Annotated in this window: 23 protein-coding genes and 4 pseudogenes; 21 read left to right on the top strand and 6 right to left on the bottom strand. The window is 71.6% G+C overall.

The window, feature by feature from the left end; all coding sequences use genetic code 11:
• The first annotated feature begins 75 nt into the window (after positions 1-75).
• The 12 genes from ACF1B9_RS31005 (at position 76) to ACF1B9_RS30950 (ending at position 13,179) form a co-directional block, all read left to right on the top strand.
• Positions 76-1,194: a beta-ketoacyl synthase N-terminal-like domain-containing protein gene (locus ACF1B9_RS31005; protein ID WP_391744705.1), complete on the top strand. Its 1,119-nt coding sequence runs from the start codon at positions 76-78 to the stop codon at positions 1,192-1,194.
• 91 nt (positions 1,195-1,285) lie between these two features.
• Positions 1,286-1,549, top strand: coding sequence for an acyl carrier protein (locus ACF1B9_RS31000; protein WP_351082769.1), 264 nt, complete (start codon positions 1,286-1,288; stop codon positions 1,547-1,549).
• Positions 1,546-1,959, top strand: coding sequence for a 3-hydroxyacyl-ACP dehydratase FabZ family protein (locus ACF1B9_RS30995; RefSeq protein ID WP_391744703.1), 414 nt, complete (start codon positions 1,546-1,548; stop codon positions 1,957-1,959). Before ACF1B9_RS31000 ends, ACF1B9_RS30995 begins: the two co-directional genes overlap by 4 nt.
• The gene (locus ACF1B9_RS30990; protein WP_391744702.1) at positions 1,956-2,459 is read left to right on the top strand and encodes a 3-hydroxyacyl-ACP dehydratase FabZ family protein; all 504 of its coding nucleotides are present in this window, start codon (positions 1,956-1,958) and stop codon (positions 2,457-2,459) included. Before ACF1B9_RS30995 ends, ACF1B9_RS30990 begins: the two co-directional genes overlap by 4 nt.
• A 12-nt stretch (positions 2,460-2,471) precedes the next feature.
• Positions 2,472-3,266 (top strand): 3-oxoacyl-[acyl-carrier-protein] reductase, encoded by a 795-nt coding sequence (fabG, locus tag ACF1B9_RS30985; protein WP_391744701.1) that lies wholly within the window; start codon positions 2,472-2,474, stop codon positions 3,264-3,266.
• Positions 3,263-3,991 carry a 2-hydroxychromene-2-carboxylate isomerase gene (locus tag ACF1B9_RS30980; RefSeq protein ID WP_391744699.1) on the top strand — a complete coding sequence of 243 codons (729 nt, stop codon included), beginning with the start codon at positions 3,263-3,265 and terminating at the stop codon, positions 3,989-3,991. Before fabG ends, ACF1B9_RS30980 begins: the two co-directional genes overlap by 4 nt.
• Positions 3,992-4,170: 179 nt before the next feature.
• The gene (locus ACF1B9_RS30975; RefSeq protein WP_391744697.1) at positions 4,171-7,737 is read left to right on the top strand and encodes an AMP-binding protein; all 3,567 of its coding nucleotides are present in this window, start codon (positions 4,171-4,173) and stop codon (positions 7,735-7,737) included.
• A 40-nt stretch (positions 7,738-7,777) separates the two neighbouring features.
• Complete coding sequence (locus tag ACF1B9_RS30970; protein WP_391744696.1) at positions 7,778-9,604, top strand: acyl-CoA dehydrogenase family protein; 1,827 nt, start codon at positions 7,778-7,780, stop codon at positions 9,602-9,604.
• On the top strand, positions 9,601-9,900 hold the full coding sequence (locus tag ACF1B9_RS30965) for an acyl carrier protein (RefSeq protein WP_351075201.1): 300 nt from the start codon (positions 9,601-9,603) through the stop codon (positions 9,898-9,900). The genes ACF1B9_RS30970 and ACF1B9_RS30965 overlap by 4 nt, the downstream gene beginning before the upstream one ends.
• A 128-nt stretch (positions 9,901-10,028) precedes the next feature.
• A complete protein-coding gene (gene sbnA / locus ACF1B9_RS30960; protein WP_391744695.1) occupies positions 10,029-11,012 on the top strand; it encodes a 2,3-diaminopropionate biosynthesis protein SbnA in 984 nt (327 codons plus the stop codon).
• 5 nt (positions 11,013-11,017) lie between these two features.
• Entirely contained in the window at positions 11,018-12,376 is a 1,359-nt protein-coding gene (locus tag ACF1B9_RS30955) for a condensation domain-containing protein (RefSeq protein WP_391744694.1), read from the top strand.
• Positions 12,373-13,179, top strand: a complete 807-nt coding sequence (locus ACF1B9_RS30950; RefSeq protein WP_391744692.1) for an FkbM family methyltransferase — start codon at positions 12,373-12,375, stop codon at positions 13,177-13,179. The genes ACF1B9_RS30955 and ACF1B9_RS30950 overlap by 4 nt, the downstream gene beginning before the upstream one ends.
• A gap of 108 nt (positions 13,180-13,287) precedes the next feature.
• Here the strand turns inward: ACF1B9_RS30950 and ACF1B9_RS30945 are convergent.
• The 4 genes and pseudogenes from ACF1B9_RS30945 to ACF1B9_RS30930 all read right to left on the bottom strand — a co-directional run.
• Positions 13,288-13,503, bottom strand: a pseudogene (locus ACF1B9_RS30945) (hypothetical protein); the annotation flags it as partial.
• Positions 13,504-13,624: 121 nt separating this feature from the next.
• Positions 13,625-13,729 (bottom strand): annotated as a pseudogene (locus tag ACF1B9_RS30940) (transposase); the annotation flags it as partial.
• A gap of 25 nt (positions 13,730-13,754) precedes the next feature.
• Positions 13,755-15,230: an IS1182 family transposase gene (locus ACF1B9_RS30935; protein WP_391744691.1), complete on the bottom strand. Its 1,476-nt coding sequence runs from the start codon at positions 15,228-15,230 to the stop codon at positions 13,755-13,757.
• 190 nt (positions 15,231-15,420) lie between these two features.
• On the bottom strand, positions 15,421-15,930 hold the full coding sequence (locus ACF1B9_RS30930) for an AAA family ATPase (RefSeq protein WP_391744690.1): 510 nt from the start codon (positions 15,928-15,930) through the stop codon (positions 15,421-15,423).
• A 489-nt stretch (positions 15,931-16,419) separates the two neighbouring features.
• Between ACF1B9_RS30930 and ACF1B9_RS30925 the strand changes: the two genes are divergently transcribed.
• Positions 16,420-17,349, top strand: a complete 930-nt coding sequence (locus ACF1B9_RS30925; RefSeq protein ID WP_391744688.1) for a hypothetical protein — start codon at positions 16,420-16,422, stop codon at positions 17,347-17,349.
• A gap of 206 nt (positions 17,350-17,555) precedes the next feature.
• On the opposite strand, the pseudogene ACF1B9_RS30920 reads toward ACF1B9_RS30925, so the two are convergent.
• Positions 17,556-17,630 (bottom strand): annotated as a pseudogene (locus tag ACF1B9_RS30920) (GNAT family N-acetyltransferase); the annotation flags it as partial.
• Between ACF1B9_RS30920 and ACF1B9_RS30915 the strand changes: the two are divergent.
• From ACF1B9_RS30915 to ACF1B9_RS30895, 5 genes are all read left to right on the top strand, one after another.
• Positions 17,624-18,043, top strand: coding sequence for a hypothetical protein (locus ACF1B9_RS30915; RefSeq protein ID WP_391744686.1), 420 nt, complete (start codon positions 17,624-17,626; stop codon positions 18,041-18,043). The pseudogene ACF1B9_RS30920 and the gene ACF1B9_RS30915 overlap by 7 nt on opposite strands.
• 687 nt (positions 18,044-18,730) lie before the next feature.
• A complete protein-coding gene (locus ACF1B9_RS30910) occupies positions 18,731-18,988 on the top strand; it encodes a hypothetical protein (RefSeq protein WP_391744684.1) in 258 nt (85 codons plus the stop codon).
• Between the two features lie 8 nt (positions 18,989-18,996).
• Positions 18,997-19,365 carry a hypothetical protein gene (locus ACF1B9_RS30905; protein ID WP_391744780.1) on the top strand — a complete coding sequence of 123 codons (369 nt, stop codon included), beginning with the start codon at positions 18,997-18,999 and terminating at the stop codon, positions 19,363-19,365.
• A 499-nt stretch (positions 19,366-19,864) separates the two neighbouring features.
• Positions 19,865-20,725: a phosphotransferase gene (locus ACF1B9_RS30900; RefSeq protein ID WP_391744682.1), complete on the top strand. Its 861-nt coding sequence runs from the start codon at positions 19,865-19,867 to the stop codon at positions 20,723-20,725.
• Between the two features lie 66 nt (positions 20,726-20,791).
• A complete protein-coding gene (locus tag ACF1B9_RS30895; protein ID WP_391744681.1) occupies positions 20,792-21,172 on the top strand; it encodes a hypothetical protein in 381 nt (126 codons plus the stop codon).
• Between the two features lie 76 nt (positions 21,173-21,248).
• Here ACF1B9_RS30895 and ACF1B9_RS30890 read toward each other — a convergent pair whose 3' ends face one another.
• Entirely contained in the window at positions 21,249-21,992 is a 744-nt protein-coding gene (locus tag ACF1B9_RS30890) for a hypothetical protein (protein ID WP_391744679.1), read from the bottom strand.
• 25 nt (positions 21,993-22,017) lie between these two features.
• Between ACF1B9_RS30890 and ACF1B9_RS30885 the strand changes: the two are divergent.
• The 3 genes and pseudogenes from ACF1B9_RS30885 to ACF1B9_RS30875 form a co-directional block, all read left to right on the top strand.
• Positions 22,018-22,600 (top strand): annotated as a pseudogene (locus ACF1B9_RS30885) (IS5/IS1182 family transposase); the annotation flags it as partial.
• Between the two features lie 236 nt (positions 22,601-22,836).
• The gene (sbnB, locus tag ACF1B9_RS30880; RefSeq protein ID WP_391744677.1) at positions 22,837-23,835 is read left to right on the top strand and encodes a 2,3-diaminopropionate biosynthesis protein SbnB; all 999 of its coding nucleotides are present in this window, start codon (positions 22,837-22,839) and stop codon (positions 23,833-23,835) included.
• Between the two features lie 59 nt (positions 23,836-23,894).
• Complete coding sequence (locus tag ACF1B9_RS30875; RefSeq protein ID WP_351075194.1) at positions 23,895-24,113, top strand: MbtH family NRPS accessory protein; 219 nt, start codon at positions 23,895-23,897, stop codon at positions 24,111-24,113.
• The last annotated feature ends 10 nt before the right edge of the window (positions 24,114-24,123 follow it).

Genomic DNA, 24,123 nt, shown 5'->3' with positions numbered 1-24,123 from the left:
CAGGGAACCACACCGGCCAGGTATTCGACCGACGGGTCCACACCCCGGATCCTTCACCGACAGGAGCAGAACGCGATGAGTGCCAGTCTTGCCACCGGGGCGGACCCGGACACCCTGGTCGTATCCGGCTGGTCGGCGTCCTCCCCGTACGGGCTCGGCGCAGCAGCCTTCACCGAGGGCATCCGCGCCGACCGGGACGGGACGCGGGCCGCCGACGGCACCGCGGACCTCGGACCCTACGAACGGGCGGGCCGCATACCGGACTTCGACGCCCGGTCGGTACTCGGCCGCAAGGGCACCCGCGCCATGGACCGCGCCACGGCCATCGCCGTCGCCACGGCCGGGATGCTCCTCGGCCAGGCCGGGTCCGGTCTCGCCGAGGACGTCCCGGAGGCCGTCGGCATGGTCCTCGGCACCGGGCACGGCAGCGTCCAGAGCATCATGGACTTCACCCGGGACTCCCTCACCGGCGAGAAGCCCTTCCACGTCGACCCGGCCCTGTTCCCGAACACCGTGATGAACCGCGCGGCGGGCCAGAGCGCCATCTGGCACATCCTGCGCGGTCCCAACACCACGGTCGCGGGCGGCGCCCCGACCGGGCTGCTCGCGCTCAACTACGCGGCCAGGCTGCTGCGTCAGGGCCATTGCGAGGCCGTGCTGTGCGGAGCCGTGGAGGAGTTCTCGGCCGAGCGGGCCTGGCTGGAGTACCGGGCCCGCACCGGTGGCCCGCACCGCAGGCCCGCGGGGCCGCTCGGCGAGGGCTGCGCCCTGTTCCTGCTCGAATCGCCGGACCGGGCCCGCTCCTACGGGCGGACCCCGCTCGCCACGCTGCTCGGTACCCGCTTCATGGCGTTCACCGACCCCGAGCGTGCCCAGGACGTGGTGTCCCGCGCCGTCACCGAGGCGCTCAAGAACGCCGACGTACGTCCCGACGAGATCACGCTGATCGTGCCGTCGGACAGCGGCGGCCCGCTCGGCGCCCGCGAGGACGCCGCGCTCGCCGCGCTCTTCGGCGACCGGCTGCCGCCCCGGCTGCGGCTGCGCAAGCTCGTCGGCGACGCCGGGGCGGCGTCCGCGTCGCTGCAGCTCGCCGGCGCGCTCGCCGCCGACGCCGCGGCCGGGCCCGTGCTCGTCACCTCCATCGACCCGGACGGCCAGACCGGTGCGGTCGTACTGCGCACCGGCGCGTCCTGACCCCTGGGCCCACCGCGCGGGGTGCCGGCCGCACCGGATCCCCGACCACCGCCCGTATGCCGAACCACACCCGGAAGGACGTGTCCCGCTCATGCCCGAGACCACCACCCCCGCACTCGACAAGGAAGAACTGCGCGACCTGGTCGCGGATGTCCTCGACCTGGACGTCGCCGAGGTCACCGACAGCGCCCACTTCATGGAGGACCTGGAGGTCGACTCGCTGATGGCTCTGGAGATCGTCGTGCGCCTGGAGAAGGAGTACGGGGTCCGGCTCGCCGAGTCCGAACTGACCTCGATCACCTCGCTGCTGGGCACCTACGAACTGCTCGCCGACAAGCTGCGGGACGCACGGTGAGCGCCGCCACGCCCCTGGGCGACATCGAGCTGATCCGCATCGGCGCGCAGGGCGCGATCGCGGCGTTCGACGCTCCCGTCGACGGCCCGGTCGTCGACGGGCACTACCCCGGCTTCCCCCTGCTGCCCGGCGTGTTCCTCATCGAGGCCGCCGACCGCACGGTCCGGCAGTGGGCCAGGAGCAATCGCGCCACCCCCGGCGGCGACGACGGCGAGGTGGAGCTGGTCGCCATGGACCGATGCCGCTTCCACCGGCCCGTCCACCCGGGCGACCGGGTGCACACCGACATCGGCGTCACGGAGAGCGCCGCCGGGCTGCTGTTCAAGGCGGCCGTCACCACCAACCGCGGCAAGGTGGCCGACATCCGGCTGCGCTACCGCGACAAGGACCGGCACGAGGAGGTCCGATGACCGTCCACGGCGTCGACCGGATCAAGGGCACCATCCCGCACCGCGGCGAGATCCTGCTGGTGGACCGGGTCGCGGACGTGGTGCCGGGCGTGAGCCTGACCGCGTACAAGGCCGTCTCCGGCAACGAACCGGTGTACGCGCCGCTCGGCCAGGACGCCACGGCGTCCGACTACGCCTACCCGACCTCGCTCGTCATCGAGTCGTGGGCCCAGTCCGCGGTGCTGCTCTCCGTGTGGGAGAAGCCCAACCCCGACGTGCTCGCCGGGAAGGTCGAACTGGCCGGGGCCATCAACGAGGTCGTCGTCGGCGGGCGCGCCTGGCCCGGCGACGTGCTGGAGCACCGGGTGCGCCTGGTGAAGGCCGCCGGGGAGACCTCGGTCCTGGCCGGCGAGACGCTCGTCGGCGGGCGCGAGGTGCTGCGGGTCGGCGCGTTCGTGGTCGCGCTGCGCGACATGAGCGAGTTGCTTCCGGCGCCCGACCGCGCCCTGCTGAAGGTGTGAGGAGAGGACGCAATGAGTGCGCACAGCACTGCACGGAACCAGACCACCGCACAGAGCGGCGGCGAACCGCACGGGGACAGGGTCGCACTCGTCACCGGAGGGTCGCGGGGCATCGGCCGCGCGGTCGTCGGGCGGCTGGCCCGCGACGGCTACGACATCGGCTTCTGCTACCGCTCCGACGACCAGGCGGCGGCCCTGGTGGAGAAGGAGGTACGTGAGCTGGGGCGCCGCGTCCTGGCGCGGCGGGTGGACGTCACGGACCGCACGCAGGTGCGGGACTTCGTCACCGCCGCCGAGGACCGGCTGGGCCCCGCGTCGGCGGCGGTGACATCGGCCGGCATCACCCGGGACTCCCCGCTGGTGCTGATGCCGGACGAGGACTGGGACGCCGTACTGCGCACCAACCTCGACGGCACGTACAACCTGTGCCGCGCGGTGGCCTTCCCGATGATCAAGCGCGGCGGCGGCGCCGTCGTCACGCTGTCGTCGGTGGCGGGCGTCGCGGGCAACGCGGGCCAGACCAACTACTCGGCGTCCAAGGCGGGGATCATCGGCTTCACCCGGTCGCTCGCCAAGGAGGGCGGGCGGCACGGCATCCGTGCCAACACGGTGGCGCCGGGGTTCATCGACACGGACATGACCTCGGAGCTGCCGCCGAAGGTGGCCAAGGAGATGCTGGGCCGGATCCCGCTGAAGCGGTTCGGGCGACCCGAGGACGTGGCGTCGCTCGTGGCGTTCCTGGTGTCGCCCGAGGCGTCGTACGTCACCGGGCAGGTGTTCCAGGTGGACGGCGGGATCGCGCTGTGAGCGGCGCCGCCCGCGAGCAGCGCCGTCGCAGGCGTCCCCCGCGGTTCTACTTCTCGCTGCGCAGCCCGTACTCGTGGCTGGCGTGGCGGGACCTGCTCGACCGCTGTCCGGCCACCGCCGCGGCCGTGGAGTGGGTGCCGTTCTTCGAGCCGGACGAACTGAGCCGGAAGCTGCTCGCCGAGGCGGGCGGCGCCTTCCCCTACACACCGATGTCCCCGGCCAAACACCGCTACATCCTTCAGGACGTGCGGCGCCTGGCCGCCGAACGGGGACTGTCCTTCACCTGGCCGGTGGACCGCGATCCGGTGTGGGAGGTGCCGCACCTGGGCTACCTCGCCGCGCACCGGCACGGCAGGGGGGCCGAGTTCATCGCGCTCGCCGCGCGGGCCCGCTGGGAACGGGGGCAGGACATCTGCGACCGCTCGGTGATCGGCGGCTTCGGCCCCGAACTGGGCCTGGACGGCGAAGAGCTGGCGTCCGCCGCCGACGACCCGGGACTGCGGGCCGAGGGCGTGCGGGTGCTGCTCGACATCGAGCGGGACGGAGTCTTCGGCGTACCGTTCTTCGTCGACCACTTCGACAAGTACTGGGGCGTCGACCGGCTGCCGGCCTTCGCCGCGGCACTCGCCGCCGAGCCCCCCGAGGCCCCGCCCCCCGCGGACGCAGCCCCGCCGCCCGCCCCCGCGGCCTCGGTGGACGACGGCCACGCGGGCGGCTGCGGCTGAGCCGCCCCGCACCGGCGCGGCCCGCAGCAGGCCGCGTCCAGGGCCGCCGCACGACGCCTCCCCCGCGTCGTGCGGCGGCCCTTCCGTGTCCCCCGGACGGCCGAGTCCGCGTATAGGTGCCGCATAGCGCACGGCGGTTGCCTGGGGATCCGTACTGCTACGAGAAGGTGGGTGGTTGGGTGTCCGGCTTCGAGAGCTTCGTCAGCGCGCTGCGCCGCGGGGCGGCGGCGGCGCCCGAGCGCCGCGCCGTCGTGTTCGGTGCCGCGTCCGGCGAGGAGGAACTGTCCTACGCGTTGCTGGACACCGGGGCGCGGGCCGCGGCCGTGACGGTCGCGGAGCTGGTCGCACCCGGCGACCGGGTGCTGGTCTCCTGCCTGCCCGGCACCGGCTTCCTCCGCGCCTTCCTCGCCTGCCTGTACGCGGGTGCGGTCCCGGTCCCGGTCCCCGCCCCCGGAGGGTTCGGCCGGCAGGAGTCCCGGACCAACGCCATCGCCGTGGACACCGGCGCCCGGCTGGTCCTCACCGACGAGGCGAGCGCCGCCGCCGTCACCCGCTGGATCGAGGACGAGCGTGCCGCACTGCCCGGCCTCGACGCCGTCACGGTGGAGTCCGCCGAGCGGGCGGGCGATCCGGACGCGTGGACCGAGCGGTCCGTCGAACCCGGCACGCTCTGTTTCCTGCAGTACACCTCCGGGTCGACCGGCGACCCGAAGGGCGTGATGGTGCCGCACGGCGCACTGGTGCACAACCTGCGTCTGATGCGGGACAGCCACGGCTGGCACGGCGGCATGACATGGTGCAGCTGGCTGCCCGCCCACCACGACATGGGCCTCATCGCGATGATGCTCGCCCCGCTGTACCTGGGCGGCACCGCGGTCCTCATGTCGCCCACCGACTTCCTCAAGCGGCCGGTGTCCTGGCTGCGGTTGATCGCGCGGCACGGCGCCGAGATCAGCTGTGCCCCGAACTTCGCCTACGACCTGTGCGCCCGTCGCCTCACCGAGGAGCAGACCTTTGGGCTCGACCTGTCCCGCTGGCGGTACGCCTGCAACGGCGCCGAGCCCGTCGACGCCGCGACCCTCGCCCGCTTCGCGGAGCGGTACGCCGCAGCGGGCTTCGAGGCGCGCTCCCTGCTGCCCGGCTACGGCCTCGCGGAGTCCACGCTGTACGTCAGCGGAACCCGTGCGGAGCTTCCTCCGACGGTGCTCCGCGCGGATTGCGACGCGCTGGCCCGCGGCGAGCTGACCGAGGCCCGGCAGGGCGTTCCGGTGCAGGAACTGGCGAGCAGCGGCGTCGTGCGCGGACTCGACGTCCGGGTCGTCGACCCCGCCACGTGCGCCGGACTGCCGGACGGGCGCGTCGGCGAGATCTGGATCCGCGGCGGCAGCGTCGCACTCGGCTACTGGAACCGTCCCGAGGAGACCGCCGCCGTCTTCGGCGCACGCACCGCCGCCGGCGAGGCCGGCTTCCTGCGCACCGGCGACCTGGGCGCGCTGCGCCTCGGCGAGCTGTACGTCACCGGGCGCATCAAGGAAATGATCATCGTGCACGGACGCAACCTGTACCCGCACGACATCGAGCGTGAACTCCGCGAAGCGGTACCCGCGTTCGCCGAGCACACCGCGGCCGTCTTCGCGGTGCGTCCGGGCGGCGGTCACACGGCGGAGGAGATCGTCGCCGTGCAGGAGACCCGTGGGCGCGGCCTGTCGGGGGAAGAGCTCACCGCCCTCGCGCGCGGCGCCCGCGGCGCTCTCGCCCGGCGGCTCGGATTGCGGGTCGGCGGTCTCGTCCTGGTCAGACCGGGACGGGTCCGGCGCACCACCAGCGGCAAGGTGCGGCGCGCGGTGATGCGGGAGCTCTTCGAGCGCGGTGAGCTGGAGGTTCTGCACGAGGAGCTGGCGCCGGAGGTGGCCGCCGCGTTCCGGGGACCGGCCGCGGCAGGGCGGGCCCGCCCCGTGGACGCGCTCGGCGTGCCGGCCGACGAGCCCTGGCACCCGTACGCGCTCAGCCGCGAACTGGAGGCGAGGCTGGGCGACCCCGGCGACGAGAGCGGGGTGTTCTCCCGCCCGGCCTGCGCACGGCTGGACCGGGCCGAGGAGTTCCCCGCCGCGATCTGCCGGGAGCTGGACGCCCTCGGGGTGCCGCGCTGGTTCGCCCCCGCCCGGCACGGCGGCGAACTCCGCTCCGTCGAAGAGCTGTCGCAGCTCATCAGGACGCTGGGACGGCGCGACTTCACCGTCGCCCTCGGACACGTCAAGACGTACCTGGGTGCCGTCTCGGTGTGGGTGGCCGGAACTCCCGAACAGGCCCGGACCCTCGCCTCGCGCGTCGCCTCGGGCGCGGTGGTCTCGCTGGCGGTGACCGAGCGGGAGCACGGCAGCGACCTGCTCGCGGGGGAGCTGCGAGCCACACGCACGGAGCGCGGATGGCGGCTCGACGGTGAGAAGTGGCTGATCAACAACGCGACGCGGGCCGATTTCGTGACCGTGCTCGCCCGCACCACCGACCAGGGGGGAAGCCGGGGCTTCAGCCTCTTCCTGGTCGACATGTCCCGGCCGGCGGCGGGGAGCCGGCGCGCCCTTCCCCGAGTGCCCACGCACGGCGTGCGCGGCGCCGACATCAGCGGCATCGCCTTCGACGGCGCCGAGGTGCCCGCCGACGCGCTGATCGGCGCCGAGGGCGAGGGCCTGGAGATCGTCCTCAAGGGATTCCAGATCACCCGGACCCTGTGCTCGGCGATGTCGCTCGGCATGACCGACCACGCGCTGCGCATCGCGCTGGACTTCGCCCGCACGCACCGCCTCTACCGGCGTCCGCTCGCCGAACTTCCCTACGCCGCACGCACCTTGGCCGAGTCCTACGCCGACCTGCTCGCGATGGAGGCGGTGAGCCTCGTCGCGACCCGCTCGATCCACACACTCACCGGTGAGCTGGCTGCGGTCTCGGCCGTCGTCAAGTACCTGGTGCCGACCCTGGGCGACGAAACGATCGGGGCGCTGCGCGGACTGCTCGGGGCACGGGCGATGCTGGTCGAGGACTTCGCCGACGGCGCGTTCCAGAAGCTGGAGCGCGATCACCGCATCGTCGGCATCTTCGACGGCAGCACCGCCGTCAACCTCAACTCCCTGATCAACCACTTCCCGGTGCTCGCCCGCGGCTACCGCGACGGCACTGCCGACCGGGACGCGGTCGCGACGGCCGCCCGCCTGGACGGGCCGCCGCCCGAGCTCGACCACGGACGGCTCGCGCTGTACGCGCGGTCGGGCTCCGGCGTCGTGCAGTCCCTGCCGGACGCGGTGGCGCGGATCAGGTCGGCGGTGCCGTCCCAGGTCGCGGAGCGCGCCGCGCGGCTGCTCGCCCTGGCCACCGAACTCCACGAGGAGCTGAAGGCGTCGCGGCACAGCCCCCGCGCCGTGCCGCCGGAGGCGTTCGCCGCGGCGCGCCGCTACGCCCTCGTGTACGCGGGCGCCGCCGCGGTGCACCTGTGGCTGGAGAACGCCGGCACCGTCCGGGCGAGCGGCCCGCTCTGGCAGGACGCGGCATGGCTCGACGCGGTCCTGGCCCGACTGCTGCGCCGCCTGACGGGTGTCCCCGACCTGGAGGACGAGGACGGGCCCGCCCTCGACGCCCTGCTGCCCGCCCTGTACGCCCAGCACGAGGAGGGGCTGCTGTTCTCGCTGCTGCCCTGCCCGTTGGGCGAGGGGCGCCGGGTGCCCGGCGGCGGGCCGGCGAGGGACGCGGCGTGACGCACCCGACCACCACCCCGACATCGACGAAGGACCTGGCATGACGGACCTGTTGACCACCGGCGCCCGCGAGGCCCCGCACCTCGCCGGGGAGGGTCCGGTGTCCGACCCGGACCTGGCGCGCGTCGACCGCCTGGAGACCCTGCTGGGCGATCCGCGGGACGCCGCCAATCCGCTCGGTCTGCGAGCGGTGCTCGCCGCCGACGAGCGCGGCGAGCTGTCGGCCGACGGAGAGCGCGCGCTCGCGGACTTCGGGCTGGGTGCCGAGTTCGTGCCGGTCTCCCTGGGCGGCCGGTTCGCGCGCGCCGACCGGTTCGCGCTGCTCATGCGCTCCCTGTTCCGGCGCGACTGCGCGCTCGGCATCGGCTACGGCGTCACCAGCTTCATCGCGGGCCTGCCCATCTGGGCCGACGGCAGCGACGAACAGCGCCGCCGAGCCGCTGAACTGCTCATCGGCGGCGGCCGGATCGTCGCCGCGTACACCGAACTCGACCACGGCAGCGACTTCGCCCGTATCTCGCTGACCGCCGCGCCGGCACCCGGCGGCCATCTCCTGGACGGCGGCAAGCAGCTGGTGAACAACATCGGCCGCGCCGAGGCCGCCGTCCTGTTCGCCCGCACGGGCGAGGACACCGGCAGCCGCGCCCACGCGCACTTCCTGGTCGATCTCGACGCGCTGCCCACGGAGCGCGCGGACCGCTCCGCCCGGTTCGCCACATCGGGCGTACGGGGATGCCGTCTCGGTGGCATCGACTTCGACGCCTGCCAGGTACCGGCCGATGCGCTCCTCGGCGTCGAGGGGGGTGCCATGGAGACCGTCCTGAAGGTCTTCCAGGTCACCCGCAGCGTGCTGCCGGGCATGGTCGTCGGCGTCGGCGACACCCAGCTGCGCGCGGTGCTCGACTTCGCCCGGCAACGCCTCCTCTACGGACGGCCCGTGTCCGAACTCCCCGAGGTACAGGGCGTGCTGGCGGAGTCCTTCCTCGATCTGCTGATCTGCGACGCACTGTCGGTCGTGGGGGCGCGGACACTGCATCTGGCACCGGGGGAGGCGAGCGTACGTGCCGCGGCGGTGAAGTACCTGGTGCCGAAGCTGCTTCAGGACAACTCCTACCGCCTGGGTGTGACGCTGGGCGCCCGCAGCTACGTACGTGAGGGGCCGTACGCCGTCTTCCAGAAGGCCGCCCGGGACCTGCCGGTCGTCGCCCTGGCGCACGCGAGCGGAGCGGTGTGCCTGTCGAACATCGTTCCCCAGCTGCCGCGGCTCGCGGAGCGGTCCTGGCGGCCCGCCCTCGACGGCGGGACGGCCGCCCCCGGTGCCGCGGCGCTGTTCCGGCCCGACGACCCGATGCCCGACCTCGACTTCGGCCTGCTCGAACTGTCCGCGCGAGGCGCCGACGGCCTCGCGGCGTGCCTGCCCGCGTTCGCCCGCGACCTCGCCGAGCGCGCCGTCCGCGAAACCGAACTCGGTGAACTCGCCGCACTGGCAGGCATGTTCGCCGAGGAGCTGGCCGGCCTCGCCGACCGGGCCGCCGTCCTGCCGCCGCGCGACCGCACTCCGCTCGCGAGCCGTCGCGCCTTCCTGCTCGCCGAGCGCTACACCCATCTGCTCGCGGCCGCCTCCTGCCTCGGCATCTGGCACGCGGCCACGCCCGCCGACGGCTTCGCCGCCGACCCGCTGTGGGTCACCGGCGCGCTGCACCGGCTCGCCGCCCGGCTCGGGCCGCGTCGCGGCCCGCTGCCCGGACACCTGGTCCGGGGCCTGACGGCGGAACTCGCCACCAGACACGAACACCACCGCACCTTCGACCTGTTCCGCGGACGGCTCGCCCACGGGCCGGTCCCCGCCAAGGGAGTCATCGCATGACCGAGACCACCGCAACCAGCCCCGACCCCGTCATTCGCACGCCGCAGGCGATCAGCTCCTGGCTCGTCGACCGCGTCTCCTACTACCTGGAGCGCCCCGCCTCGGAGATCGACGAGGGCGCCCAGCTCGCCGAGATGGGCCTGGACTCGGTGTACGTGTTCACGCTCTGCGGTGACATCGAGGACCGGTTCGGCCTGGTCGTCGAACCGACCATGGCGTGGGACCACCCGACGGTCGAGGCCATCACCGCCCACCTGGTGGCCGAGCTGGCCGGCCGGGCCGCGTCCGACCGATAGCGCCGTCCGCCCGGAGGGCGCCGGGCGGGATCCGTCAGACACGACCTGGTCCGGCGGACCGGGGCCGGACAGGGCCCCGGTCGCGCCCAAGTACGCGCTTCGCAGTGACTATCCGGGAAGGGGCAGCCATGCCCGACAAACCGTTCCCAGGCATTCTGTCGACCGTGGGGAACACCCCACTCGTGGAATTGGAGAAACTGCTGCCGGATTTCGGCTCCCGGGTCTTCGGGAAGATCGAGCGCTTCAATCCGGGCGGCAGCATCAAGGACCGCTCAGCCCTCGGCATGCTGCGCGAGGCCATCCGCAGCGGTGAGGTGCAGCCCGGCCGTTCGGTGATCGTCGAGTCCAGCTCGGGCAACCTGGCCGTCGGCCTCGCGCAGATCTGCCGCTACTACGGACTGCGCTTCGTCTGCGTCGTCGACGCGAAGACCACCGAGCAGAACCTCGCGATCCTGCGCGCCTTCAGCGCCGAGGTGGAGGTCGTCACCGAGCGCGACGAGCTGACCGGGGAGTACCTGCCCGTGCGACTGCGCCGGGTACGCGAACTGGTGGCCTCCATCGACGGGGCGTACTGGCCCAACCAGTACGCGAGCCTGCTCAACCCCAAGGCACACGAGACCACCATGCGCGAGATCGAGGAAGCTCTCGACGGCAAGGTCGACTACCTCTTCTGCTCGGTCTCCACCTTCGGCACCCTGCGCGGCTGCCGCGACCACATCAGGGCCCGGGGCCTGGACACCACGATCGTCGCGGTGGACGCCCAGGGCAGCGCGATCTTCGGCCTGGAGTCGACCCAGCGCCTCATCCCCGGGCACGGCGCCTCGGTGGTACCGCCCCTGATGGACGCGTCGGCGGCCGATGAGGTGGTGCACATATCCGATCTGGAGTGCGTGGTCGCCTGCCGTCGTCTGATCGCCCGCGAGGCCGTCCTCGCGGGCGGATCGTCGGGCGCCACCGTCGCCGCACTGTGGAAGTTCAAGGACCGCGTTCCCCGGGGTTCCCACTGCGTGCTGGTCTTCCCCGACGGCGGCGACCGCTACCTCGACACCATCTATTCCGACAACTGGGTGAGCCGGAACTTCGGCGACGTGGCACACCTGTGGAAGGACTGACCTGCATGTCCACCGGGCTCATCTCCACCGGCCAGGAAGGACTCTGGCTCGCCCATCAACTCGACCCGGACAGCTCCGCGTACAACGTGGTTCTCGCGGTCCGGCTGCGCGACCCGGTCCGTACCGACGTCCTCCAGGACGCGCTCACCGCGCTCGTGCTCCGGCACGAACTGCTGCGCTCCCGCTTCCCCGGTACGGACGCGGGGCCGACACGGGTGACCGATCCCGCCGACTCCGTACGGCTCGATGTGCGCGACGTGCCGGGAGCGGACGAGGAGGAGTTGTTCCGGCTGGCCCGGCGAGCGGGCGAGGAGCCCTTCCGCCTCGCCGACGAGGGCGCCTTCCGGGCGGTGCTGCTGCGCGCGGCGCCCGACGACGCCGTGCTCGTCACCGTCACGCACCACATCGTCAGCGACGCCACCTCGCAGTGGCTGCTCGTCAGGGACCTGTTCGCCGAGTACGGCGCACGCACCGGTCAGGGCGGCGCGGCCCGCCCCCCTGCCCCCACCGGCTGGGACCAACACGTCCGCGCGGAACACGAATTCATCGCCTCACCGCGAGGCGAGCGGTCGGCTGCGCACTGGCGCGACCTGTGCCGGGGCCTGCCTGCGGCGGCTCTGCCCACCGACCGGCCGCGCCCGGAACAGCCCACCCTCAACGGGGCCACCGCTGAACTCACCCTTCCCGTCACCACCACCCGCCGGCTGCGCGAGGCCGCCGCCGAACGCGCGCTGACGCCGTTCGCCTGGCTCCTCGGCACCTTCCAGTCCGCGTTGCACCGCTGCGGCGCCGGGGACGCCTTCCTGGTCGGCTGCCCGGTCACCACCCGGTTCACGCCCGCGACCCGCGAAGCCGTCGGCTACTTCGTCAACTCGCTCCCGGTGGCCGGCCGGTTCGTGCCCGCCACCACGTTCCTTGAGACCTTCGAGGCGGCGCAGCGTCAGCTGCGCACCGGCATCGCGCACGCCCGTCACCCGGTCGAGCTCCTGCCGGGCGGCGCCGAGCGCGGTCCGCTCTTCCGGATCGTCTGCACCCTCATCGCCGTGGACCGGCTGCCGATCCCCGGGCTCTACGAGGGCCGGGTGCGCCTCGGCGGCCTGCGGGCCGAACTGTGCGACGTGCCGCAGCAGGAGGGCCAGCTCGACCTCGCCGTCGAAGTCCTGCAGAACAGCGCGGAGTTCAGGGCTGTTCTGCGCTACAACACCGACCTGTTCGACCGGGAGACCATCGAGCGGTTCCGCGACACCTGGCGGCGGCTGATCGACGTGTCCCTCGACACGCCCGCGGCCCGCGTCGCCGATGTCGGCCTCGTCGCCGTCGACGACCTGGCGCGTCTGATCGCTCTCGGGGCAGGTGCGCCATGACGGGGGACACGGTCCAGGCCGGTCCGGAGGAGCAGCTCCGGCTGCGGCTTCCCGCAGGACCCGCCGTCTGGTGCACCAACGGGCCCGCCGCCGTGGCGATGTGGCGCGAGATGCAGCCGCCCGGCGCCTACCACCGGGTGGCGCACAGGCTGCCGGCCGCCGCCACCGTCCTGGACATCGGCGCGAACATCGGGCTCATGGCGGTGCACTGCGCCCGCGTCCGGCCCGACGTCCGCGTCGTCGCGGCCGAGCCGGCCCCCGACCTGCACGCCTGTCTGGTCCGCAATCTCGCCGAGCACGCGGCCCCCGGCTGGCAGGCGGAGTGCGCGGCCGTCGCGGACCGCCCCGGCGAGCTGCGCTTCACGTACTACCCGCAGGCGCCGGGCAACTCCGGCGTCTACGCCGACCGGCACGCCGACGACGAGATAACCCTGGCGTACCTGCGCAACAGCGGCGTCGACGCCGAGGACGCCGAGGAACTGGTGGAAGGGCTCCACGACGGCGTCGAGTTCACGGTCCCCGCGCTCACCGTCTCCGAGCTCATCCGGCGCCACGGCGTCGCCCGGGTCGACCTGCTGAAGGTGGACGTGGAACGCGCCGAGATGGATGTGCTGCGGGGCGTCGAGGACGAGCACTGGCCCCTGATCGGCGCGGTCGTCGCCGAGGTCCACGACGAGGACGAGCGCCTGGCCCGCTTCACGGCCCTGCTGCGCTCCCGGGGCTTCACCGTCACGGCCCGCCAGGACCCGCTGCTCAAGGGGACGGGACTGTACGACGTGGAAGCGGAGCGGCACGAGTCCTGAGCCGGCACGGGTCCTGAGCCGGCACGGGTCCTGAACGGCGCCGCACACCGAACGGGGCCGGTTGCGAACGACGCCGTGGCCCGAGGACGGTTCGTGCCCCTGGAAGACTCATAAGGATCTTGCTGAGGGGCTGTCCGGCCGTGGGCCGGGTGGCCCCTCGGTCCATGCGGTGGCTGGGTTGATCGTCCAGGTGCTGCCTGTGCGGGTGAGTCCGAGGTTGATCAGTGGGCGGAGGTTGAGGGCGGCGGCTCGGGTGTGGAGCCAGATGTCGTTGGCGATCGTGCCGCGGTAGCGGAATTTGCGGTTGCCGTGGTGGACGAGCCCGGCAACGGCGCGTTCGACCGGTGGTCTCCAGCGGCGGTAGTCGGCTTTGCCAGTCGGGGTCGGTGGCGGCCTGGCGGCGGGCGGCCGCGAGCAGGTCGTGGTGGGGGCGGATGGTCAGGATGCGTCCGGCCTTGGCCTTGGTGCACCGCTCGCGCAGGGGACATCCGGTGCACAGGTTTCCGAAGGCGGCCTTGCGCTGGTTGTGCCGTCCGCCGGGGTCTGACAGGGGGACGGTGTGGCCGGCGGGGCAGTCACCGTGGCGGCGGCGCGCGGGAGCGGGCCCGGCGTATGCCGGTGATGTCCAGGGCCTGGTTGATGGTGCCCTCCACGCCCGCGCGCAGGGCGTATTTGGTCTTCCATGTCTCGGTCTTCTGCTCGGCGCGGGCCCGGACGAGGGCCTCGTACGGTTCCCTGGGCCGCAGGGTGAGCATGCGCCGGCCCGCCGCGGAGTTGGTGCACTGTTCCTGGAAGGGGCAGGGGCGGCAGGTGCGGATGCTGAAGGTGATGACGATCGCGTCCGCGCCGTGCTGCTTCACCGGGTTCCAGTGCGCGCTGGTCTTCCCGGCGGGGCAGCGGACCTGGCGGGCTTGCCAGTCGATGGTGAAGGCGTTCTTGTCGAAGCCGGTGGCGGCCTTCGCCTGGGCGGAGTGGTCCAGCAGGACGGGGGTGACCATGCGGGTGCCCTGCTTCAGGGCGGTGGTGATGAGATCGGCGGAGGGGTATCCGGAGTCGAGGTAGTGCTCTGCGGGTCGCACCCCGTGCTCGGCCAGGCGCTGTTGGACAGGCTCGGTCGCCTTCACGTCGGGCACGGTGGCGTCGGTGGTGAACACGTCGGTGATCAGGTTCGGTGCCACCTGGCCCTCGGCTTCGGCTGGAGTGTCGCAGGTCTCGGTGAGGTGGACCTTGTATCCCATCCAGAACAGGTCTGCGCCCTTGGCCGCCCAGCGGGCATCGGGGTCGTAGGGGGAGGCCAGGCGGAGTTGGCCGGGCGGGACGCCCTCGTCGTCGGCGTCCCGCTTCCTGATCACCTCCGGTCCCCGGGTGTCGGTGTGCAGGTAGTAGGTCTGCACGAGGATCTGCCGCAAGAGCCGTAGGGACTCGATCTCCCGGATCCAGCCGGGGGCGTCCACGGCCCAGGCGGCCCGGCACAACGCCAGGGCATCCTGCCCGAAGACCTGCGCGAGCCGGTCGCGTTTCGTCTGCGTGGACGGCATGCGCCAGCCGTCCACTCTCGGCCCGTAGCGGTGGGCGAACTCCGCCACGTCAACCTGCCCGGCCAGCCAGGCCGGCGCCGCGACCGCGAGGGCCTCCAGGGCCGCCCGCACGCTCTCCCCGGCCAGTTCCAGACGGTTCAAGTGCCGCACCGCGCTGATCACATGGGTGGAATCGGTGCGCTGCTTGCCCCCGGCCGTCACCAGGCCCTCGTCCTTGCAGTGTTCCAGGATCCGGTCGAAGATCACACGCTCCATGCCATGCCCGGCCAACCGAGCGCGGAACCGGCTCAGCACGCTGGCATCGAAGCCCGTGTCCGTCAACTCGGCCCCGAGCGCGTACTTCCAGTCGATCGCCCGCACCGCCATCGCCGCGGCCTGCCGATCAGTCAGGTCCTCGGCAAACTGCAACACCGTGACCAGCGACAACACCCCCGGTGACAGCCCAGGGGTGCCACGCACCCCGAACGCCTCGGCGAACGGCTCGTCGGCGAAGACCTCCGCAAAGCCGATCACGCACCCGCATCGCCAGGCTCCCCCGCGGGAACGCCGCCCGGGCCACCGCCGCAGTCTGCACCGGCACCTCCGGCAGTCCCTTCGGCCGCATCGACAACCGCATCACCCCCACGGCCGCACAACAGGACAACGACCGCACGGACGATCATCCCGCGCCCACCTGTCCTGTCGCAGCGAAGGTTGAGCAGTCTCACCGAAGTTTGAGCACGGCCTCTGCGGTCTCCTCCGCGGTGAGGTCGGTGGAGTCGAGAACGTTCTTCTCGTACGGGCCGAGGTCGGCGAAGCTGTCGTATATCTGGTTGAGGATCTGCCGGTCGGTGAGCGGGTGTTGATCGCGGGACATCCCGCGATCAAGTGCGACTTCCCGGTCAGGCCGCAGCACCACGTAGACCAGTCCGACACCCACGCCCTTCGCCGCCTTCTCGTACTCCTCCAGGAACCACGGCCCGACTACCCCGTCGACCACGGTGTGGTAGCCCCCGGCGGCGTAACCGGCGGCAGCCCGGGCGATCACCCCAGCGACGGTCCGGTTCTGCGCGTGCGCCTCCGGCAGGTACGGCGCCAACGCTCCCTGCTTGATCGCCGCGTAGAAGTCGTCCGTATGAAGATGCACGCTGGGAGAGAGCCTGCTCTGGGCCAGGATGCGCGCGACGGTCGTCTTCCCTGAGCCCGAGGGCCCGCTCACCAGGATGATTTGCATCCTCCCACCCTAGGGGCAGGTGCTCAGCCTTCGCTGCGGCAGGACACCACCCTCACCTCGCACGGAATTGCGCAGCAGAGTCGTCCTGCTGGTGGCTGCGGGTCTTGTGGATGTGCCGGGCTTCGGGGTCGACGGTGGAGTGAAGTTTCCCCGCGATCTCGGACGCTCGTTCGTTATGCCGCGAGGGCGTGCTTGTGCCGTTGCCGGGTCTCAGCCGGGGTGAGGTAGCCGAAGACCTTGTGTTTACGCAGGCGGCGGCGGTTGTAGAACGTCTCGATGAAGGCGAAGACCTCGGCGCGGACGGTGGCCCGGTCGGGCCAGACACGAGTGCCGATCTCTTCCTTGAGCAGTGCAGTGTGCTACGGGCAATGTGGCTGACCGTAGTTGGCCGGTAACTGACTCGCCGGAAGCAACTTTCGCGCCGAAACCCACGTCTGCCAGTGGGAACGGGACCGAACCCCACCGACCCATACATGAACGGAGCTTTCGGTGCTCATAGGACTGCTCACCGCCGTGGCAGCATCGATCTGTTACGGCACGGGCTCCGTCCTTCAGGCCGTCGGATCACGGAAGTCAGCCCGCCGGGAGGCTGCCGCGGGCAGCGTGACCCAGCACGGTGGCCCGAGCCTGTCGTCCACTGCGAAGGCGGCGATGACCTGGGAGTTCATCGTCGGGACCATCCTGGACTTCGTCGGCTTCGGGCTCGGCGCACTGGCGGCGCGCCTCCTGCCGCTGTTCCTGTCGCAGACCGTGATCAGCGCCAACTTGGTGATCACGGCGGTGCTGAGCGTCAAGCTCCTCGGCATCCGGCTCAACCGCGCCGAGTGGACCTCGATTGCTGTGGTCTGCTCCGCGCTGGTGCTTCTGGCGACGGCGGCGGGCCCGGAAGGCAGCGGCGACACCCCGATCTCCACGCACTGGTGGCTGCTGGGGATCTCGCTGCTCCTGATCGTGGGCGGCACCGTGGTCGTACGCCTACTGGGGGCGCGCGCCGCGATCCTGGCCGGCCTGCTCTCCGGACTGGGCTTCGGCGCCCTGGGTGTCGGGGTCCGTGTGCTGAACGGCATCGACCCTTTCGACCCGGGAGCGTTGCTCTGCGACCCGGCGCTCTACGCGATCCTGGTGGCAGGCATCGGCGGCATGTACCTGCACACGGTCGCCCTGCAGATCGGCTCGGTCAACGGCGCCACCGCCGCGCTGGTCGTCGGCGAGACCGTCCTGCCGGGCATCATCGGCGTGCTGTGGCTCGGCGATGCCTCCCGTCCCGGCTTCGCCTGGGCGGCGATCACCGGGTTCGTGCTCGCCGTATCGGGCGCGGTGGCAGTGGCCTGGTTCGGGTCCCCGAAAGGGCACGGCAGCGGCCCTGCGGCGGCGCCCGTGACACCCACCAAGGACGCCCGGACGTCCGCGGGGGTCTGACCCGGCACCAGATGCGCCGAATTTCCAACGCTTTGCTTTGTTCACCGGTTTCCGACAGCAGTTGTTCAGTGCTTCGAGAGGCACCCGGGCCGCAGCGTGTTCGATGTTCACGCACAGAAAGTGAGCCAGAACCCGAGTAGCGACAGCACTCGCGCGCGCCGATGAAAATGTTGCCGCTCCAGGCGGACCCCACGAGCTACTGGATGCGGCGCCGCGTCGGCGTCGGTGAACGGCCGTAGTCGCAGGCGGGCGGTGTGCAGCTCGGGGGTGGGCAATGTCATACGGAGCATCCTGCCGCGTCACGCTCGCCCCCGACCATCCGTCTATCCGGACGGTCGGGGGCGCCTACGTCCTCGGTGACGCCGGACGCGCCGCATGGGCGGTGATCCGCAGCGGCATGGCGAGTAAACGGCGACCGTACTGGCGCACCCTCGGGACGCCGACCAGCCTCGTCCTGTACCGGACCCCGGACGGATGGAGGTACGCCGTCCACTTCACCGGGCCGGCCGGCATCGCCGACGGCGCGTTCGCTGGTCCTCCGCCCCCGTCCGAGCCGGACATCGCGCAGGCGGCCCTGGTTCAGAAGGCGGAGGAACTCACCCACCGCGGGCTCGACGTCCTCTGGCACGCACCCGATCAACCGGACTGGCGGACCGGCACGGTCACCGTCGCAGAGCCGCTTCCACCTGCCTGAAGCCGGCGCACCGATGCGGCCGGAGCACCAGACCCCGACGGCGTTGGCCATCGCACCCCAGCAGCAACCTCTCCGTGCCAGTACTGCTGTCGAAACCGTGAACATTTCGATTCCCTCTCGGGCGGCGGCTGCCTCCCGAACCGGTGTACATCCGCTGCCCGTTCGCGCGTACCTGCACGCTTGTGCGTGACATGCGACGGCTTCGAACAGAGGCTGGATGCTGACCGTGACTCGGATGCGATGACCTGCGGCAGGTCGCCCCATCTGTTCGCCCTGTCTACTTGGGCGGATTCGGCGCCTACTTTGAGAGATTCGTTCAGTTCTCCTCATGGGCATTGGAGCTTCAGGCCGGTCCATAGTGTGCTGATCACGCGGTCCCGCCTTGTCGCGTCCCTCCGGTCCAGTTGGCCGGAGGGAGGACGGCCTCCCCTTTCGGTCACCGGTAAGGAGGCAGTGCATGAGGGGGACGATGCGCCGGACCACGCCGCGTGGAGCTTCTACCTGAGTCTGGTCGAGGTAGCGGTCGACGGCTCCGCGCCCGACGCGGCATCGCTTGACGACAAACAAACTCTGGCATACCCCTCATGCGACCGACCTGGTGGCCCGCCCTTCGTCGTCCTCTCAACACTCAGGTCAATGGGTACGGGTACGCACCCGTATCCTGGTGGGATGGGAAGGAGTACGACAATGTCCGATGCCAATGTCCGTATCCCCGAGGAGGCCAAGGACCGGCTGGCCGCGATCGCGGCTGCCGAGGGCCTGTCACTGCGCGCGTACCTCGCGCGCCTGGCCGAGACCATGCTCACCCCGGCCGAGCGTGCAGAGCGCGCGGAGAAGGCCCTGGCCGCGCTGAAGGCGTGGAACGGCTACGCCCCCACCCGCTCCGAGCAGAACGAGCTGGACAGTGAGCTGGACCGGCGCCTGGCCCGGGTGACGGCCCGGTGAGCGACGCCATGCACATCGTCCTGGACGACACCGCGATGGCCGCGGCCGGCCAGGGCAACGTCCTCGCCTCCCGCCTGATCCACCGGGCCCATGCCGAGCCCGGCTGGTTCCTCTATGCCCCGTCCTGCGCCCTCGTCGAAGCCGACCGTGCACGGCCCGGCACGGCGGAACATCTGGCTGCTCTGCCCGGTATCACTGTCCTGGACCTGGATCTGCCGGCCGCCCTGGCCGTCGCGCGGCAGGAGACGTGGGCCGCGGCGCACAGTCAGTACGCGGCGCAGCCCACGGCGGACCGTCCCGATGGGGCGATCATTGCGACCACTGCCCCGGGCCGGTGGGTTGGTGAGCTGGTCCGCGTCCTGGATCTCACACCCTGACCATCGGCAGCATTCCGCCTGTGGCCCTGCCGGATCCGGCAGGGCCACAGCGCGTCATGGGGTGCCGTGCGGAGGGTCTCTCGTCGGGTTGCCCAAGGCGCCTGCCCACGAGGGCGGGCCGCACCGGTGCTCGCACGCAGGCTAACTCCTCCGGCGGGGACGGAGGCCGGCGGAACAGAAGGCTGCTCCGCGACCTGCTCGATTGAACCTGCGAACCCACGATGCCGCAGGGGAAGGACATCGTGCGCCCCGGCCGACCAGTGGGCTTGCAGGATCCGGCCGTCCCAGGTGCGCCGGAAGCGTCGGCCGAGAGTGACGCCTTCTCCGCGACGGGGTGCGGGTCTGGGCTGAGGGCGGTCCGTTCCAGACCCGATTGATCTGACCTCTTGCAGCGAAGTTTGAGCGATTGTCGTTGAACTTTGAGTGACCTGCGTCACTGTACCGAGTCGCGATAGTTGGCATCGCCCTCGCTCATCTATGCCAAGATTCGAGGGTGGATATGACCGACGTCACGCGTGCGATCGCGGCTGCGACTTCGGTCGCCGCATCGCTCGACCTGCCGGCCAACGATGCAATCGTTCTCCACAACTCGAACAAGCTGGCACTGCGGCTGACGCCATGCGACGTCTTTGCCCGGGTCGCCCCTGTGGGACAAGAGGTTGCACAGTTCGAAGTCGATCTCGCTCAGCGGCTCACCGAGGTCGGATGCCCGGTGTGTCCCTTGGAGCCTCGGGCGGACCCGCGTGTGTACACGCGCGATGACTTCGCGGTGACGCTGTGGACCTACTACGAGCCCGTGACACCTCACACCTCACCGGTCGACTACGCCAAGGCACTGGAGCAGCTGCACGCCGGCATGCGCCAGGTCGAGGTGCCGAGTCCGAGGTTCACGGACCGGATCACGGAGGCGGAAGAAGTTGTCGCCGACCCGGATCGCTCGCCGGAGCTCACCGACGCGGACCGCGTGTTCCTCAGCGGCAGGCTGGCAAGTCTGCGACGAGCGATCGACGACCGCGGCGCCGTGGAGCAGCTGCTCCACGGCGAGCCGCATCCAGGCAATGTGCTCAGCACGAGGAACGGCCCGTTGTTCATCGACCTTGAGACGTGCTGCCGTGGACCCGTTGAGTTCGATCTCGCCCATGTTCCCGAGGCGGTCTGCGAGCACTACCCAAGCGTTGACCAAGGGCTGCTGGACGAGTGTCGGCAGCTCGTTATCGCGATGGTCGCCGTGTGGCGCTGGGAGCTTGGCGACCAGTTTCCGAATGGGAGGCGATTCGGAGAGGAATTCCTGCGCTTGTTGCGCGAGGGTCCTCCTTGGCCGACCCTCGACACGGTGACCAGGCGGCTGGATGGTCTGTAGAAATCGCCGAAGGCCACGAGAAAGCGGCAAGGAACCAAGCGGCGAGACCGTCGCCGTTGCAACCCCATGCCCGCCGGCCTCGCTGCCGCGCTGAACCATGGCGCCGGTCCCGACACCTACGACCTCATCGACGAGCTGGTAGTTCTCGCCGCCCGCCATACGGATGTCGACGCGCTCAACGCCGGGGCCCAGCAGATCCGCCGCGCCGCCGACGAACTCGGCACCGAGCACACCTACGCTCTGCCCGGCGGCGACCGGCTCAGCCTCGCGGCCGGGGACGCCGTGCGGGTCCGCGTCAACGACTACCGCAGCCGCCGCGGGGAGGGCCCGGACCTGCTGAACGGGTACCGGGCCGTCGTCAGCGAGATCGCCCAGGACGGCGGATCGAGATCACCTGGCGCACCCGAACGCGCGGCCAGGACGATACCCACGTGTCCGGGTGGCTGACGCCGGACCAGGGCGCCTCCGGGGCCCTGTCCTTGGGGTACGCCATGACGATCGCCGCCTCGCAAGGGATGACCTGCTACACGAGCCTGCTGTACGGGCACGGAGCCAACGCCTTCGCGACGTACCCGGCCTCACCCGGGGCAAGGCCGCCAACCACCTGTGGCTGCCGCTCGCGGTCATCGAGAGAGAGGACACCCGGGCGCGGCTCGGTGACGCCCGCGCCGAGAAGGAGCGCCTGGAGCGCGCCGTCGACGCATTCGCCCGCTTCCTGGGGCAGTCCCGGCCGGACTCGATGGTCTCCGACCTCCTCCACGAACCACCGGCCCCCGTGCCCGTGCCGTCGCAGACCCGCACCATCGACCGACGGGCCGCCCTCGCACGGTCGGTGTCCACGACGGTCCACAACCAGCGGCAGCGAGCCGCCCTCCAACAGAAGCGCGAGTACCGGCTGACCGACGAGCAGAAGGAGCAGCTCGCCGCCATGAAGGAGGAACGGGAACTGGCGCGGGTCAGCCCGTGGACCAGGCGCCCGTACGGCGACCGGACCGACCAGGAGCTCACCCGGCTGATCGCCACCAGCCCCGTCGAGGCCCGGCGCGAGGACAAGACGGCGGCCGCGGCCGAGGAGACCGAACGCACCCTGCTGGAGCAGATCGCAGCCGACCACACGCGCGGGGAGACCCGGGGCCAACGAGAAACCGCGCCCATTTGCCGGCTGCTCGACCTCGCCGACGAGAAACTCGTCCTCGCCCTGGCCGAACAGGCCCGCGAAACGGCAGCGGCCGAACAGGCAGCGACAGCCGACGAGCACCTGCGCCACCTCGCAACGTTCGACGGCAAGAGCCGACTACAGCGACCCCGGCAAACCAAGGATCGTCTGGAACGACGAGGAGGCCCGCGCCGCCCTCGTAGACGCCCTGGTAGGCGACGCACTCAGGCTGCTCGGGCACCTGCCCGAGCAGGAACTGGGCGAGAAAGCAGCGAACGCTGTCGGCATCCTGTCCCTGGTCGCCGGACAGGACGTCGAACCTGCCGAGGACTCCGACGGCCGCGACGGGCGCTGGCGCGTCACCCGGGGCACCGCCTACGACCGGATGGTCTCCACCGTCGACCCCGAAGCCCGGCACATCCACAAGACCCGCAGCCACCAGCAGGACGGATACAAAGCCCACTTGGCCATCGAGCCGGAGACCGCGTTATACACCGCGGTGGCCCTCACTCCCGGCGTCGGGCCCGAGCACCACGAGGCCACCGTCGGTGGACGCCTTCGGTGACACCGCCTACTCCACGGGCGAGGCCTGCCAGACCCTCGAAGCAGCAAGCCACCGGTTGTTCTTCAAACCCGCCCCGCTCCGGCCCGCCGTCCCCGCGGGCTTCACCTTGGACGACGTCCGTATCGAAACCGCCGCCGCCACGGTGACCTGCCCCGCCGCCACACCGTCCCCCTGTCAGACCGCCACCCGGCCCACGGCCGGACAGCCCCTCAGCAAGATCTTCATGAGTCTTCTAGGAACGGTTCGTGCTCCGAGAACGGCTCGTGCCCCGGCGGGGGTCATGCCGCCGGGGCACGAGCCGTCCGTATAGGCCGTATATAGCGGCCTCTCGCACCATCTCCGCATCACCAGGCTTTGCCTCCCCCGTCAGCCCCGCAGGAAGGGAACCCCATGCTGATTCTCCGGCGCGCCGATGTGGCGGACGTCCTGGCCGACCGCGAGGCGGAGATCATCGAGCTCGTCGGCGAGACCTACCGGCTGCACGACGAAGGGCTCACGTCCCTGCCGCACTCGACGTTCCTGCGCTTCCCCGAGGAGCGGCACGACCGGGACCGGATCATCGGCCTGCCGGCCTACCGGGGCGGCCAACGGCCCGTCGCCGGGATGAAGTGGATCGCCTCGTTCCCCGGCAACGTGGAGGTGGGAGCCGAGAGGGCCAGCGCGGCCATCGTGCTCAACTCGCTGGACGACGGCCGCCCGACGGCGTTCGTCGAGGGCGCGGTGATCTCCGCGAAGCGCACCGCCGCGAGCGCGGCTCTCGCCGCCCGGGAGCTGACCGCGGGAAACGCCCCGGACTCCGTGTTGCTGATCGGCTGCGGCGTGATCAACCTGGAGGTCCTGCGCTTCCTGGCCGCCGCCCTGCCGGGGCTGCGCGAGGCCGCCCTGTACGACACCGATCCGGCGCGCGCCGCGGCGTTCGCGGAGCGGTGTGCCGAGGCGGCCCCGAAGGTCACGACGTCCGTGGTGACCGACCTGACCGAGGCCCTCGGCGCGCACCGGCTCCTCTCTCTCGCCACGACCGCCGCGGCCCCGCACATGGACCTGGCGGCCTGCGGCCCCGACACCACCGTGCTGCATGTCTCGCTGCGGGACCTGACGGCCGACACGGTCCTCGGCGCGGTCAACGTCGTCGACGACGCCGACCACGTCTGCCGTGAACGCACCTCCCTCGACCTGGCCCAACAGGCCGTGGGAAACCGCGACTTCGTGGCCGCGCCGATCGGGGCGCTGTTGCGTGGCACGGCCACGCTGCGCCGCGCGCCGCACCGCCCCGTCGTGTTCTCGCCCTTCGGCCTGGGCGTGCTCGACATGGCGCTCGCGGAGTACGTGCGCGAGCGGGCCGAGGAGCGCGGCCTCGGCGTCCGCGTCGAGGACTTCCTGCCCGCCTGATCCCGTGGGCCCCGACCGGATCCCGTACCCACCACCCCATCCACACCAAGGAGTCAGTCATGACCGCAGAGCAGTCCGAAGGCCCCGTCCAGCGCGTGGTGTTCAACGACGAGGAGCAGTACTCGCTGTGGCCCGCCGGGCGCGAGCTGCCCGCCGGCTGGCACGCCGAGGGCACGGAGGGCACCCGTGAGGAGTGCCTGGCGAGGATCAACGAGGTGTGGACGGACATGCGGCCGCTGAGCCTGCGCCGCCGCATGCACGAGTCCTCCGCGGCCTGAGCCCGTTCGC

Origin of the sequence: Streptomyces sp. NPDC014727 (genome assembly GCF_043083485.1) — a bacterium.
Taxonomy (GTDB): domain Bacteria; phylum Actinomycetota; class Actinomycetes; order Streptomycetales; family Streptomycetaceae; genus Streptomyces.
Note: the sequence above shows the minus strand (reverse complement) of the source record. Positions and strands in the feature narration are given on the sequence as shown.